We start from the raw sequence: 13,960 nt of genomic DNA, 5'->3' as shown, positions 1-13,960 counted from the left end.
ATTACCGGCGCCCGTAACACCGTACCGGCGGGCTGGGGGCGGCACGATTACCTGATCGGCTTATCAAGCCATACCCGCTCGATTTACGGGCTGCCGCGGGAGCGGGCCTGAGCCTGCCGCCAGGCCATTATCTTCACCGACAGCCAATGTCGTTCGCGCGACTGCGGCTTGAATCGGCTGGGCTAATTTCTACTGCCGCTGCCGTTTGAGGGCGTTGAAATCATCGGCCGGCGTGGGGAGCCGAAACGCGCGCGCGAGCCTGCGCCGCACATAGTGCCGACCCACCCCCCAGGACACGCGGGCGATCTCACCCGCCTTCGCTCGTGCCGATTGGCTAATCGCCTTTTCGTAAAGCGACACCTGAGTTCTCGCCGCGCTTTCAAGACTGAAGCGATCGACGATGAGCTGGCGGCCGAACCCTCCCAGGTGCTGTCTCTGGGCCGCGTTGCTCATCAGCGGTTCCAGCGCGCCGCGCAGGGCATCACCGCCATCCTCGCCGCCGCCGAGCCCATACCATCCCGCGTCAAGAAACTGGGACACCGTGGTCGGATCGCAGAGCTTCCAGAATCCAGCCTCGCCCTGAACGATCAGCGGCTTGCCAAACGCCAGGCCGCGGAGCGCAGAGCCGCCCATGCCCAGGACAATATCAGCAGAAGCGTAGGCGGGCCGCGGGTCTTGAAGCTCTCCCAAGAGCGAGACCACAGGCGTTCCGCTCATCGCGTTCGCCGCACCCGCCGCAGCTTCGACCTCGGCGCGCGCGGGACCGTCGCCCACGATTGCCAGATGCACGCTTCGGCCCTCGGCTGCGAGGCGACCGATTGTCCGGCAGGCGACCAGCAGGCCTTCCAGCTTCAGCTCGCGCACGAGCCGGCACACCACGACGATTAGCGTAGTGTCCGGAGCAAGCTGCAGGCTGGCGCGGAAGCCAAGTCCATCGAATTCTGGACTGTTGGCATGCACATCGACCGGCGGCTCGATCAGCCCCACCGACTGAAAACCGTCATCGAGGCACCGCTGGCGAAGCAAGTCGACCCCGACGACGAGCGGCATTGACCGGGGCAGGAAGGGGGCGACGGCCGCCGACATAACGGTGGCCATTACCGGTGTGCCCAGCACCCGATGGGGCCCGAGCCACGCATCAACGGCAGGCGGCCACTCGTAGCCGTGGACGATATCGATGCCGCGCTGCTCGACCAGCCGCGTCAGTGAACTCATGACCCCGGGAGACGGCCTGCTCCTGCGCGTGCTGACCCGGATATGTTCAAGGCCAGCTTTTTCGGCGATCGGGGAAAGCGCTCCATCTTCGGCCAGCAGCAGGACGTTATGGCCCAATGCCTGCGTGGCCTGGCCAATCTCGATAGCGTTGAACTGGCTGCCGCCCAGCTCCATCGAATGCGCGTAGACGACGATGTTCATACTGCCGTCCGATCTCGGGACCCGTCATCAACTGCGATCGGCGCGAAATCGGTAAGGCTCATGCCTTGCTGACTCGGGAAAGGAGCGGCCGCGTCACGTAGCGCTCCGGCAGTCGTTTCACTGCGGCTGCGGCGCCCGCTCGATGCACAGTCGAGCCGCGCAGGCTGCGCAGAACCTCTCCGGTGAACACCGCCACGCGGAACATGGCCGTCGAAACCCAGCCATGATGCCGCGCGTAGTCGCGGATGCGGTTGGCAGTCAGTATGGCGTAGAGCCGTTCATTGCGGCTGTACTCGCCTCCGATATGAACGACCTCGGCTTGCGGCACATAGGCGATGCGGTAGCCCGCCGCCCTGATGCGCCGCTGGTAGTCCACCTCCTCGCTATAGAGGAAAAATGTCTCGTCCCAGTCGCCGACCTCGGCGCGTGCTTCCGCCGATATTGCCAAGGCCGCGCCACTGGCCCAGTCGACGATGCCCGGCGCGGCATATTGCGCGCTGTCGCATACGCATTCGCCCCGGTCGAGGCCCGAACCGAGCTTGGTGCCCAGCAGCGCATCGACCCACGCCGTCTGCAAGGAAGGCTCCCGCCGCAGCGAATGAAACAATCCCCCATCCTCATGCAGGATCCGAGGTACGGCGACGCCGATATTGTGTTGGCGCAAGACTCCGGCCAGCCGCGCCGCCGCGCCCGGCGACAGCCTGATATCGGGATTGAGGATCAAAACATCCGCGTCTTTGCGGATCGTGGCCAATGCCGCGTTGATGCCGGCAGAATAGCCGCCGTTCCAACCGGTATGCACCACGCGAGCACCAATCGAATGGGCTTGAGCCCTATCGACGCTGTCATCGGCGGAGGCATTGTCGGCGATCACGACTTCAGTGCGATCCAAACCACGCAGCCCTTCGGCCAAGGTGTCGAGCAAGCCGTCCAGGGTATCGGCGCTGTTGTAGGTAATGACCACAACCGCCAGCGGCTTTTCACGCGCGCTTCGCGTCGCGCTGGAGTGTTCTTTGAGGAATGTCACGCGCGCCCCTCCGGAAAATAATCCAACGACGCTAGCCTCGAAAGCCCGCATGGGTGAACTAGGGATTTAAGGCTAAGCAGGCGCAGTTTTGCTTAGCTCCTAGATAGATATATTCATCGCTCCATTCAGCTCGGTCGCGGCACCATTATTAGTAGTCAGCCACCGACCCTTTCCGATTGATTGTTGGCGCATTGGCCAGCCACTTACTCTGCCCCCATTCAACTGGGAGGCATGGATGGCATTCGAACTCGGCAGACTATCCACGCCAACAGGCACCAAGCGTCTGGACCAGCAACGCAGGCTGTTGTTCGGCCTCAGCGTCGACGGCATCCGGATGGACGAGGCCGTCGACAGGTGCCGGCAGGCTATCCAGACGCGCAAGCCGATGTTGGTGGGCGTGATCAATGCCGCCAAGATCGTCAACCTCCGGCGCGACCCGGCACTGCGCGATGCCCTGCTCGATTGCAACATGCTGCTTGCCGATGGACAATCGGTGGTCTGGGCGAGCCGCCTGCTCGGTCGCCCCCTGCCGGAACGCGTGGCCGGTATCGATCTGTTCGTGAAACTGCTCGATCTGGCGCACCGCCAGCACCGGTCCATTTATCTTCTTGGTGCCAAGCCTGAAATCCTGGCCGCGCTCGAACGGCAGGTCGCTCGCCGCTGGCCCGGCCTGCGGCTGGCCGGCAGCCATCATGGCTATTTTGGCGAAACGGAAGCCCCCGAAATCGCAGCCGCGATCCGCGATGCCCGTCCGGACATGCTGTTCCTGGGCATGGCGTCGCCAAAGAAGGAAATCTTCCTGCGGCGCTTCCAGCACATGCTCAACGTGCCGGTGCTGCACGGCGTCGGCGGCTCGTTCGACGTGCTGGCCGGACTGACCAAGCGCGCACCGCTCGCCTGGCAACGCCTGGGTCTCGAATGGGGCTATCGCCTGCTGCAGGAGCCGCGGCGACTTTGGAAGCGCTACCTCGTTACCAACTGCGCTTTTGTCGCGCTGACCGTGCGCGAGGCGGTGCGTCCTGCGCCGGCTCTGCAACTCGACGCCTCCCCGCCATCCGAATCTTGACCTCTCACCGCAGGAAACAACATGCTCAACGAAGTTTTTAGCGGCACGATTGCCGTGGTTGGAATGGGCTATATCGGGCTGCCTACCGCAACAGTGCTTGCCACCCGCGGCATCCAGGTCATCGGCGTCGATGTCAATCCGCGGATCGTCGAGGCCATCTCGCGCGGCGAGACCCCGTTCATCGAGCCGGACCTGGCTGTGGCCGTCAGCGGCGCCGTGGCCATGGGCAGGCTCTCAATGTCGCGCGACATGCCGGAGGCCGACGCCTTTATCATCGCCGTCCCCACCCCGTTCAACCCGGACCACACCGCTGATCTGTCCTATGTGCAGGCGGCGGCCGAGAACATCGCCACCAAGCTGAGGCCCGGCAATATTGTGGTGCTTGAATCCACCAGCCCGCCGGGCACCACCGAAAAGGTGAGCCGCTGGATCGGCGCGGTGCGCCCTGATCTGCGAATGCCCCATGTGGTGGGGGCCAGCGCCGACATCTACGTGGCCCATTGTCCCGAGCGCGTGCTGCCAGGGCGTATTATGATCGAAATGGTCACCAACAATCGCGTCGTGGGCGGGCTCACCAGCAGTTGCGCCATCAAGGCGGCCAGCATCTACCGGGTCTTCGCCCAGGGCGAAATCCTCTTGACCGATGCGGCCAGCGCAGAAATGGCCAAGCTGGTCGAAAATGCCTATCGCGACGTCAATATCGCCTTCGCCAACGAATTGTCGCTGATTACCGAGTCCCTCAGGCTCGACATCTGGGAAGTGATCCGCCTCGCCAACCAGCATCCGCGCGTGAACGTGCTGTCACCCGGCCCGGGCGTTGGGGGGCACTGCATTCCGGTCGATCCATGGTTCATTGTGGCGGCAGCTCCGGATCTGGCAAAACTCATCCGCACTGCCCGCGAGGTCAACGACCACAAGCCCCATCATGTCGCCGATCAGGTGATCGCCAAGGCCGGCCGCTTCCGGTCACCCTCGATTGCTTGTCTGGGCCTGACCTTCAAGGCCAATGTCGACGACATTCGCGAGAGCCCGGCCATCGACGTGGTCAGTCTCATCGCCAATGCCCTGCCCGAGGTCGAAATCATGGTCGCCGACCCCTATGTGGAGGAACTGCCGCCCAAGCTGCAGAGCAATGCCAATTTGCGGCTGGTCAATGCGGGCGACGCGGTGGATCAGGCCGACATCATCGTGCTCCTTGTCGAGCATGATGCGTTCAAGGCCCTGCGCCACACACGGCATAATGGCAAGGTGATCTACGACACGCGCGGCGCCTGGGCGTGAACGTGTTCCTGGCTGGGCACGAAGTCTATCGGCCGTGCCGAAAGCCCGAAAAAATGCTCGATTGACTGAACGCAACGATCGGAGGCAAGGCCGTCACCGTAAGGGTTGACGGCCTTCGCCATCGCATCGTACGCGGACTGGTCCCTTAACAGCCTGCTGACTTCGTGGACGATCCGGTCCTCGTCGGTGCCGACGAGCTTGACCGTTCCGGCCTCCACGGCTTCGGGCCGTTCCGTGGTTTCGCGCATTACCAGCACCGGTTTGCCCAGGCTGGGCGCTTCTTCCTGCACTCCGCCGCTGTCGGTCAGCACGATATCGCAGGCCCGCATGGCTCCCACGAAATCGCTATAGCCAAGCGGCTCGGTGATCAGCACATTTTCCAAGTGCTGCAAGTGTGGCAACAGGATTTCGCGTACGGCCGGGTTGAGATGCGCCGGCAGCAGAAACAGCACATCGGGAAACATCTGGGCCAACCGCGCCATTGCGCGCGCTGCTCGCGCCATCGGCTCTCCCCAGGACTCCCGGCGATGCGCCGTGATCAGCACCATCCGCCGATCGCCCAAGGTGAGCAGGTCCGGATTGGTCAGCGGCAACCGGCGCGACGCCACCTCGAGGAGTGCATCAATCACCGTATTGCCAGTCACCACGATGCGCTCGGCAGGAATGCCTTCCGCTAGGAGATTGTCCCGTGAGGTATCGGTGGGCGCCAGATGCAGCGCCGCGATGCGTGAAACCATGCTGCGGTTCATTTCCTCGGGAAATGGATTATAGGCGTCCCCAGTACGCAAACCCGCCTCAAGGTGGATGACAGGCACCTTCTGATAAAATGCCGCCAGGGCCGCCGCAAAGCAGGTCGTGGTATCCCCTTGCACCAGCACGGCGTCCGGTTTTTCCTCGGCGATAACCTCAGAGACGCCCTCCAGCGCCCGGCAGGTGATGCCCTCCAAGGGCTGGCGCTGGCTAAAGATGTTGAGATCGTACTGAGGCACGATCTCAAACATCGCATTGACCTGGTCGAGCATCTCCCGATGCTGTCCGGTCACCGCCATCACGGGCTTCAAATGGGCCGAAGCTGCAAGGGCCGCGATGAGTGGAGCGACCTTGATCGCCTCCGGCCGCGTTCCGTAGACCACCAGGATCTTGCGCATCGATACCGCCCCCGCCCACACCTGAACTGACGTCAAGAAGAGGTTATGCGTGGGTCGCTAAGGCGAAAATACCTAGATTTTCCTATGACATGGCCGCCGCGCCTAAATCGCCGCAACTCTTTGGATATGGTTAACGTGCCGCTACCCCTGTCGCGGCCTATGGCGGCTCGCGTTAATACTTCGTTAAGCCTATTTTTCCCGGCCGCGCATGCCCGAAAAATTTAGAACCCTCCCCTGGGGGCTATGCTTCAGGCCGCCTAAGCGCCGGCTGCGCCTACTCTCTAGCTCACTCGGTTCACTTTTTGCCTTTAGCGGACCCGGTATCCTCGCTGTCCAACTCTTGAGCGAGGGAAGCCAAAAATGCTCGACCATCCGATCAGCGAACATCCGGGCGCCCGGACAACTTTGGCGCCCTTCAAGCAGCGCGTTCGCAGCAGCTTCCGGTTCTATGGGGTCGGAAAGCGGTTGATCGACCTTGCCCTGGTGGCGGTCGGCGGACCGTTCTTCCTGCCGCTGATCATGATCCTGGTGTTTCTGATACGCCTGGATGGCGGTCCCGCGTTTTACCTGCAGCCGCGCATCGGCCGGGACGGCCGGATCTTCCGGCTGTGGAAATTGCGCTCGATGGTGCCCAATGCCGAGGCGGCGCTCGCCAAGTATCTGGATAGTAATCCCGAAGCGCGCGCCGAATGGGACTCCACCCAGAAGCTGCGGCATGATCCTCGCCTGACGCTCCTTGGCGGCTTTTTGCGCCGCTATTCGCTGGACGAGCTACCCCAGCTCTGGAATGTGCTGATTGGCGATATGAGCCTGGTCGGCCCTCGGCCGATGATGCCCAGCCAACGCCTGCTCTATCCGGGTACGGCTTATTATGATCTGCGTCCTGGCCTGACCGGGCTGTGGCAAATCAGCGAGCGCAATAACTGCACCTTCGCCGAGCGCGCCGCCTACGACAACCGCTATGCGCAGAGCGTGTCCGCCGGCGTTGACTTCGCCGTATTGGTCAAGACCGTGAGCGTAGTGTTTCGGGGTACCGGCTGCTGAAGCGCAGCCAGCAAGCCTTTCAGGGCTTGGCGCTGATCTCCGCGACAGGCACGGCCGGGGGCAGGCCCATCTGCAGCTTCACCCGCACCAGGTCACCCGGCTGTAGAATGCTGGCTTCATCGGCATCCAGCACCGTGGCCTGCCCATCCTTCTGGCGCACGATGGAATAGGCCAAGCTTGTGGTCATGGTCCGGGCCAGGATGGTGTTCTGGTCGGACTCGACCGATTGGCGCAACATACGCATCGTTGCGGTCTGGTTCAGCATCAGTTTTTCAAGGGACGCTTGTTCCTGTTGTAACTGTCCGGCCGTATCGGACTGCTGTTCATCCTGCAACTTGGCGAGCTGGCGCTGCGAGTTGTTGAGGTTCTCCCGGGCCGTCATGGTAGCAATCACATTGTCCAGGTTGCGCGAGCGCAGGTCGGCCAGCGCGCGCTCCGCATCATTCAGCCGCGACATAGTCGCCGAACCTGCACTGACCAACCCCGTAATGACATCGACCTGCTTCTGGGCCTGGGTGATTTGCTCGTCAACGGCATCTGCCTTCTGCTGCAACGCGTCGATCTCGGCGTCGTAGAGTTCGGCGAGTTGGGTCAATCCGGTCTGCTGGCGTGCGAACTCGTTGACATGGGCCTGAAAGATCTGCTGCTCCTGCGCCAGGATTTCGGCAACGAGCGGATCCGTCTTGTCGAGTTCGGGCGGGAAGACAATGTCGGTGGCCCGGGCATATTCGGTCTTGAGCCGTGCGATCCTTGTGGTCAAGCGCAGGATATCGTTGCCAAAGCTATCCAGGTCCGATTGCAACTTGATGGTTTCGGACATGCTGGACGCGGAGTCGGCCCGTTGCTCGCCGCCGGCAAGAGCCAGGACCTGCACCACGGTCATTCCCGGCTGGAAGGCATACTGCCCGGGTGTCGAAACGCTCCCCACGACATAGACTGGAGGATAGGCCAATATTTGCACAGTCGCGTTCGGAGCCTCGAGCAGGCCGAGCTTGGCCTGCAACCGCGAGGCGATCTCGGTGCCCAATTGGTCCGCGCTCATCGCCGTCACGTCGATGGGGCCCAGAATCGGCACCGAAAGCGTCCCGTCGGGCCCCACATCCATGTCGCCACCAAGCGCGTCCCAGCGCTTGTAATCACCGGTCAGCGCCGTGAATTGCACCACGGTCAGCCTCAGCTTCGTCAATGGCGCCAGTGACATTTGCGCGGCCAAGACCGGGGAGGAGAAGCAAACCGTGCTCAGCAGAGCCGCACACAACAGGGCGTGACGGGAAATCTTCTTGACCTTGAGTACACTAGACATTTCTCGTCGTCCGCCCGGTTGGGAAAATACCGCTCCAGCCTAGCCCCATCTTGCCTTCTCAAGAACCGACTACAGCGGCTTAGCTCGACCGGCGTAGTGCGCCCCGACGCTCACCCGTGTTGACGATGGAGGACACCCGCTAATCCGCAATATGGTCGGTCTGTAAACGTTAGGCCCGCTAACGCAGACAGGCTCCAGAGACTTGGGTGACCGATTGTGGATGCATTAGGCAAAATCGATTTCGGCTTCTATCTGCTGCTGTTTCGCCGCCGTCTGCCGCTGTTCCTGGTCACCGCGGTCCTGGCCGGCGCAGCATTCATGATGGCCGTCCTGCTTTGGCCACCCACATACCAGGCCACCGCCAAAATCCTGGTGGAATCCCCGCAAATTCCCACCGATCTGGCAAAATCCACCGTTCCGACCAGTGCCGGCGAGCAGTTCCAGATCATCCAGCAGGATCTCTTGTCGCGCGATAACCTGTTGTCGCTGGCCGACCGTATCGGCGTCTATGCGGGACGCAGCGAAATGTCGCGCACCGACATGTTCGACGACATGACGCGCCGGGTGAGCATTGTGCCCACCGCCATCGCGTCAGGCGATGGGGGCCCCGCGGCGACGGTCTTCAGCATTTCCTTCAAGGCCGATCAACCCAAGCTGGCCGCAGACCTGGTCAACGACCTCGTAACCATGATCCTCAACAAGGACGTGCGGCTGCGCACCGAGCGCGCCACCGATACGGTCACATTCTTCACTGAAGAAACCGAAAGCCTGGACAAACGGCTGCGCGAGCTGGACGGCCGCGTGCTGGCCTTCAAGAACGAGCACATCAACGCCCTCCCCGATAGCATCGATTTCCGCCGCGATCAGCAGATTGCCCAGCAACAGCGTCTGCTGCTGCTGACCCAGGAAGAAGCGTCCTTGCGCAAGCGCCAGACCGACATCAATACCCGCGCTCCCGGCGTTGTTTCGGCTGTGGCTTCGAGCCCCGAAGAACAGAACCTGCAGTCATTGCGCCAATCGCTGGCCCAGCAGCAGTCCGTCTTCGCCGAGGATAGCCCGACCATCGAGACCTTGCGCCGGCGCATCGCGACACTTGAAGCAGCCATGGCCACGCCCGCGCCGGCTGGCGCCAATGTGCCATTGAGTTCTCGCGACGTCGAACTGGCCGACATCAAGGACCGTCTCGGCGCCATTGCCGAAGAACGTGCAACGATCGAAACCACAATTGCGGATCTCACCAAGTCCATAGACCAGACGCCCGGCAACGAGACCGTTCTCAATTCCATGCAGCGCGACCATCAGAACCTGCAGGCACAATACGATGCTGCCATCGCTCGGCTCGCCGAGGCCTCTACCGGCCAGCAGATCGAACTGCTGCTCAAGGGCGAACGCCTGTCGCTGATCGAAAGCGCATTGCCGCCCCAGGTGCCCCTGGGTCCAAAACAGAAGCTGCTGCTTTTGGGCAGCATCGTGGCTGCGCTCTTGCTGGCACTGGCTGCAGTCGGTGCGCCAGAATTGGTCAATCGGCGCATCCGCCGGCCCGCCGAGCTGACGAGCCGCCTGCAGATCGTGCCCTACATCACGGTGCCGTTTGTCGAGCGCAACTCCTGGCGCGGCAGGCGGCTGGCCATGGGGTTGGGCATGCTGATCGCCGTTCCCGCGCTCCTGCTGGTCATCCAGACTTACGCGGCCGCCCCCATCAGAGATCTGATGGCCCTCGCACACGTCACTCTATCCAGCAATATCTCCAAGCTTTAGGGCCCTGCCATGATCGTCGTAACCGAGCCTGCCACGCGGGAAACCGTCAACGTTCAGATCAAGCAGGTCGCCCCAAATCCTGCTATATGGGCAGCCATGACGGCGCTGCCGGTTGACCCTCGGTTGATGGCAAAACGACGCATCGTCTCGTTCCAGCGCCGCCATCCCGCCGCGCTTGCCTTCGACATCATGCGGACCAAACTCCTAAAGGATGCGCTCGACCAGCACTGGACAACCCTGGGCATCACCTCGCCGACGGCCGGCAGCGGCAAGGCAACCGTCGCCGCCAATCTGGCAATCAGCCTGACCAAGCACGCCAAGGTCCGTGTCGCCATCGTCGATCTCGACCTGCGCCGCCCGCGCATCGCCTCCCTATTTGCGCATACCGGGCGCCATACCACAGCTCAGTTTTTGCAGGGCGAATGCCTCGTCCAGGACTTCTTCGTCCGGCTCGGCGACAATCTGGCGATCGGCGCCAGTCCCGACGCCAGCAGCTATCCGGCCGAACTGCTGCATAGTCAAAACACGGCCCACATGCTGGGGCGCGTGCGCGACGAACTCAAGGCCGATATCGTCATCTACAATCTGCCTTCGCTGCTCGAAAGCGACGACTGCCTGGGCATGCTGCCATTGGTGGACACCACCCTGCTGGTCGTTGGCGCCGAATACGACACGGTCAGCGATATCGACGCCAGCGAGCGCGAACTGCAAGCGCGCACCAGGCTGCTGGGTGTCGTGCTCAATAAATGCCGCTACAAGACCGAGCAGAACATCAACTTCCAGCTATGACGCTCAGTTCTCGCGGAACGCGTGGCTGAACCGCTGCTCGATTGGCCCGATGATATAGGACCACACGGTACGCTCGCCGGTGCGGAAAAAGCTCTCTGCCGGCATGCCGGGCACCAGCGCGGCCCCTTTGGGCAGCTTGCCAAGCTCGCTATCGGCGATGTCCACGCGGACCGAAAAGTACTGCGTACCCGTCGCCACGTCCTGCACCAGGTCCGGCGAGATCGTCTCGACACTGCCCACCAGGTCCAATGTGGTCTTGGCGTCGTAGTTCAGGAGGCGCACGTCGGCCGCCTGTCCGACGGAAAGCTTGCTGATCTCCATGGGGCTCACGCGCATATCCACCAGCAGATGGTCTTCCTGCGGCACGATGAACATCAGCGTGTCGCCCGGCGCGACCACGCCCCCCACTGTTTGCACCACCGACTCGTGCACGGTCCCGGTAATGGGCGCAAGGATTTCGAGGCGCTTCAATCTGGACTCCGCTGCGATCATGCGCTGCATGAGCTCCGCGACCGTCTGGGACACTGTCTGCAGTTGCGTCAGCGCCTCGGAGCGGAAGTCGCTGACCACTTGGTCACCCTGCATCTTGAGTTCCGAAATCGAGCTTTCCGTTGCCGAGACAGAAGCCTGAATGCTGGCGGCCTGGCCGGCCAGCTCGGCCTCGTTGCGTTTCATTTCATTGAGACGCTGGCTGGAAATCAGCTCCTGGGTGTGCAGCGTGGTGAGCTGCGTCAGCTCATCGCGCACCACGACGAGCTGGTCGTTGTAGGCTTTCAACTGCGCATTGTATCCGTCGATGAGCGAGTGCTTTTCTTCGACCAGCTGATTGAGCCGGGCCACTTCGTTTTCCATCGAGACCTTGCGCGACTGGCGCAGACGCTGCTGCTGGCCCATTACGACCGATAGCTTGGGATCACGTGGCCAATCGGCAGCAACAGTGGGAACATACATGACCGTATCGCCGGTGCTCTCCGCGGTCAGCCGCGACTGGGTGCCCAGCCCCTCGCGCAACTGGGTCAGGATGACCTCGAGTTCGGCCCGCACCGACACGTCATCAAGCGTCAACAGGACCTGGCCGGCTTCCACATGCTGGTTATTGCGCACCATGATCTGCCGCACGATGCCGCCTTCGGAATGCTGCACCTTGCGCGAGCCGCCCTCGGCAACCACCACGCCATTGGCGATCACCGCGCCTTCCACCCACGTGGTGGCCGACCAGCCGCCGAGACCCAGAAACAGCGCGACCATGATGCCTACGCCGAGCAGGGCATGCCGGCGCAAACTGCCAATGCTACCATCAATGCCCTTCGGGATCACCGCGAGGCGCGCGTTCGCGTTCACTGCCTTAAGCACTCTGTGTCCTGACGATCGTCTGAGGAATAGCTATCTGGTGCAGCACGGAATCCTTATTGCCGAAGGCCACCTGGCGACCATCGCGCATGAACAGCAGCTTGTTGATTGCCGCGATCGCGCTGGGGCGATGAGCCACCACCACCACGATTGCGCCGCGCGAGCGTGCATCGCCAATCGCCTCGGTCAACGCCTGGTCGCCTTCCATGTCGAGGTTGGAATTGGGCTCGTCGAGCACGATCAGGAACGGATCGCCATAAAGCGCCCTTGCAAGCCCGATGCGCTGCCGCTGCCCTGATGAGAGGTCCGAGCCATTTGTCCCAATACGGGTTTCATAGCCATTGGGCAGCGTGATGATGAAGTCGTGCACGCGCGCGGCTTTAGCGGCCTTGAGGATCGCCTCGGTATCGTGCCGCGGACTGAAGCGCCCGATATTTTCGGCAATTGTGCCATCCAGCAATTCCACCGCCTGGGGCAGATAGCCAACGGCCCCGCCAAGCTCGACGGGGTCGAAATGGGAGATTTGTGAGCCATCGAGGCGTACGGCGCCGCGCAAAACCGGCCAGACGCCCACCAGCGCCCGGGCGATCGAGGACTTGCCGGAGCCTGAAAGGCCGATGATCCCAAGCCCGTCTCCCGCGACGAGCTCGAAACTGACGTCGTGCACGACCAATCCGCGTTGCGGATCGATGCCTGTTGCCAATTCTTCCACGTTCAGCCGGTTGGTGGGCAGCGGCAATTGCGTTGGACGCATGGGCATTTCAGCGAGTTCCAAGACATGCGTGAGACGGGCGGCCGCCTGCCGGGCATTGACGAAACCACGCCACTGCATGACCACTTGCTCGATCGGAGCCAGGGCGCGTGAGGTGAGGATCGATGCGGCGATCATCAAGCCGCCGGTCGCTTGCCCTTGAATAACGAGGTACGCGCCCAGCGCCAGAACTGCCGATTGCAGCAGATAGCGGACGCCCTTGGTGATCGAGCCATAAAACGCCGTGCGATCCGCTGAACGCTGCTGCGTGCGGGCGAGGTTATCGGCCACCTTGCCCCAGCGGCGCGTAACGGCGCCCAGCATACCCATGGCAATGATGGATTCCGCATTGGTTTCGGCATCGTTGGCCAGCGATGCACGTTCGTTTGCGGCCGCCGTGGTTGCGAGCGCCGGCCGGCGTGAATGCAATTCGTTGATGATCAGGAGCACGGCGATCAAGACACCGCCGCCGAGCGCAAAGGCGCCCAGCCACGGGTGCAACATGAATGCCAGCCCCAGATAGAGTGGCACCCACGGCACGTCGAGCAGTGAAATCGCCCCAGGGCCGGCGATGAACAGCCGCACCGTATCCAGATCGTGGATGGGATTGGCTCGCGCACCATGGCCGCCGGCCAACTTCATCCGCACGGTCGCGGGAAACAGCGCTTCGGCGAACCGATCATGGATCAGCCCGCCAAGCCGGCCGGCCATGCGCGAGCGGATCCACTCGATCATCGCATACATGCAATAGAGGATCACGATCAGGCCGGTCAGCGCCACGAGGGTCGGGATTGAACGGCTTGGCAGCACCCGGTCATAAACTTGCAGCATGAAGACCGAGCCGGTCAGCATGAGCAGGTTGGAGGTGACGCTGAGCGCAAAAAGCACGCCGATGGGACCGCGTACCAGGCGAAGCAGCTCGCCCACCGGCCTGGCGCCGGTCCCGTGATGCATTGTGTTCAAAGTTGGCCTCTTTAGCGCTGACGCCGCCGCGCCGAACGGGCGCCATAAAATCCAAAAACTTGTC

11 protein-coding genes are annotated in these 13,960 nt (G+C 62.4%); 5 read left to right on the top strand and 6 right to left on the bottom strand.

The window, feature by feature from the left end:
• Positions 1 to 189 precede the first annotated feature (189 nt).
• Together JWR51_RS00645 and JWR51_RS00640 are read right to left on the bottom strand one after the other, a co-directional pair.
• Positions 190 to 1,416 carry a glycosyltransferase gene (locus tag JWR51_RS00645; protein WP_299742206.1) on the bottom strand — a complete coding sequence of 409 codons (1,227 nt, stop codon included), beginning with the start codon at positions 1,414 to 1,416 and terminating at the stop codon, positions 190 to 192.
• A gap of 58 nt (positions 1,417 to 1,474) precedes the next feature.
• A complete protein-coding gene (locus JWR51_RS00640) occupies positions 1,475 to 2,494 on the bottom strand; it encodes a glycosyltransferase family 2 protein (RefSeq protein WP_299742203.1) in 1,020 nt (339 codons plus the stop codon).
• A 184-nt stretch (positions 2,495 to 2,678) separates the two neighbouring features.
• Between JWR51_RS00640 and JWR51_RS00635 the strand changes: the two genes are divergently transcribed.
• Entirely contained in the window at positions 2,679 to 3,509 is an 831-nt protein-coding gene (locus JWR51_RS00635) for a WecB/TagA/CpsF family glycosyltransferase (RefSeq protein ID WP_299742200.1), read from the top strand.
• 21 nt (positions 3,510 to 3,530) lie between these two features.
• Positions 3,531 to 4,790 carry a UDP-N-acetyl-D-mannosamine dehydrogenase gene (gene wecC, locus JWR51_RS00630; protein WP_299742198.1) on the top strand — a complete coding sequence of 420 codons (1,260 nt, stop codon included), beginning with the start codon at positions 3,531 to 3,533 and terminating at the stop codon, positions 4,788 to 4,790.
• On the opposite strand, the gene wecB is transcribed toward wecC, so the two are convergent.
• A complete protein-coding gene (gene wecB / locus JWR51_RS00625) occupies positions 4,763 to 5,938 on the bottom strand; it encodes a UDP-N-acetylglucosamine 2-epimerase (non-hydrolyzing) (protein WP_299742195.1) in 1,176 nt (391 codons plus the stop codon). The two genes, wecC and wecB, sit on opposite strands and share 28 nt — an antisense overlap.
• A gap of 360 nt (positions 5,939 to 6,298) precedes the next feature.
• Here wecB and JWR51_RS00620 point away from each other — a divergent pair, with 360 nt between their 5' ends.
• Complete coding sequence (locus JWR51_RS00620; RefSeq protein WP_299742192.1) at positions 6,299 to 6,982, top strand: sugar transferase; 684 nt, start codon at positions 6,299 to 6,301, stop codon at positions 6,980 to 6,982.
• A gap of 19 nt (positions 6,983 to 7,001) precedes the next feature.
• On the opposite strand, the gene JWR51_RS00615 is transcribed toward JWR51_RS00620, so the two are convergent.
• Positions 7,002 to 8,285 (bottom strand): polysaccharide biosynthesis/export family protein, encoded by a 1,284-nt coding sequence (locus JWR51_RS00615; RefSeq protein ID WP_299742190.1) that lies wholly within the window; start codon positions 8,283 to 8,285, stop codon positions 7,002 to 7,004.
• A gap of 216 nt (positions 8,286 to 8,501) precedes the next feature.
• On the opposite strand from JWR51_RS00615, the gene JWR51_RS00610 reads away from it, so the two are divergent.
• Positions 8,502 to 10,043, top strand: coding sequence for a Wzz/FepE/Etk N-terminal domain-containing protein (locus JWR51_RS00610; protein ID WP_299742187.1), 1,542 nt, complete (start codon positions 8,502 to 8,504; stop codon positions 10,041 to 10,043).
• A gap of 9 nt (positions 10,044 to 10,052) precedes the next feature.
• Complete coding sequence (locus tag JWR51_RS00605; protein WP_299742184.1) at positions 10,053 to 10,832, top strand: CpsD/CapB family tyrosine-protein kinase; 780 nt, start codon at positions 10,053 to 10,055, stop codon at positions 10,830 to 10,832.
• 3 nt (positions 10,833 to 10,835) lie between these two features.
• On the opposite strand, the gene JWR51_RS00600 is transcribed toward JWR51_RS00605, so the two are convergent.
• Both JWR51_RS00600 and JWR51_RS00595 read right to left on the bottom strand, forming a co-directional pair.
• Complete coding sequence (locus JWR51_RS00600; protein ID WP_299742181.1) at positions 10,836 to 12,185, bottom strand: HlyD family type I secretion periplasmic adaptor subunit; 1,350 nt, start codon at positions 12,183 to 12,185, stop codon at positions 10,836 to 10,838.
• On the bottom strand, positions 12,178 to 13,887 hold the full coding sequence (locus JWR51_RS00595; RefSeq protein ID WP_299742570.1) for a type I secretion system permease/ATPase: 1,710 nt from the start codon (positions 13,885 to 13,887) through the stop codon (positions 12,178 to 12,180). The genes JWR51_RS00600 and JWR51_RS00595 overlap by 8 nt, the downstream gene beginning before the upstream one ends.
• Positions 13,888 to 13,960: the final 73 nt, after the last annotated feature.

Origin of the sequence: Devosia sp. (genome assembly GCF_028290625.1) — a bacterium.
Lineage (GTDB): Bacteria > Pseudomonadota > Alphaproteobacteria > Rhizobiales > Devosiaceae > Devosia.
Note: the sequence above shows the minus strand (reverse complement) of the source record. Positions and strands in the feature narration are given on the sequence as shown.

What these genes read in the sequence shown, in the direction of transcription:
- JWR51_RS00595 (WP_299742570.1), bottom strand. Translation starts at nt 13,887, where the DNA reads ATGCATCACGGGACCGGCGCCAGGCCGGTGGGCGAGCTGCTTCGCCTG.
- JWR51_RS00635 (WP_299742200.1), top strand. Translation starts at nt 2,679, where the DNA reads ATGGCATTCGAACTCGGCAGACTATCCACGCCAACAGGCACCAAGCGT.
- JWR51_RS00605 (WP_299742184.1), top strand. Translation starts at nt 10,053, where the DNA reads ATGATCGTCGTAACCGAGCCTGCCACGCGGGAAACCGTCAACGTTCAG.
- JWR51_RS00645 (WP_299742206.1), bottom strand. Translation starts at nt 1,416, where the DNA reads ATGAACATCGTCGTCTACGCGCATTCGATGGAGCTGGGCGGCAGCCAG.
- JWR51_RS00640 (WP_299742203.1), bottom strand. Translation starts at nt 2,494, where the DNA reads ATGCGGGCTTTCGAGGCTAGCGTCGTTGGATTATTTTCCGGAGGGGCG.
- wecB (WP_299742195.1), bottom strand. Translation starts at nt 5,938, where the DNA reads ATGCGCAAGATCCTGGTGGTCTACGGAACGCGGCCGGAGGCGATCAAG.
- wecC (WP_299742198.1), top strand. Translation starts at nt 3,531, where the DNA reads ATGCTCAACGAAGTTTTTAGCGGCACGATTGCCGTGGTTGGAATGGGC.
- JWR51_RS00620 (WP_299742192.1), top strand. Translation starts at nt 6,299, where the DNA reads ATGCTCGACCATCCGATCAGCGAACATCCGGGCGCCCGGACAACTTTG.
- JWR51_RS00615 (WP_299742190.1), bottom strand. Translation starts at nt 8,285, where the DNA reads ATGTCTAGTGTACTCAAGGTCAAGAAGATTTCCCGTCACGCCCTGTTG.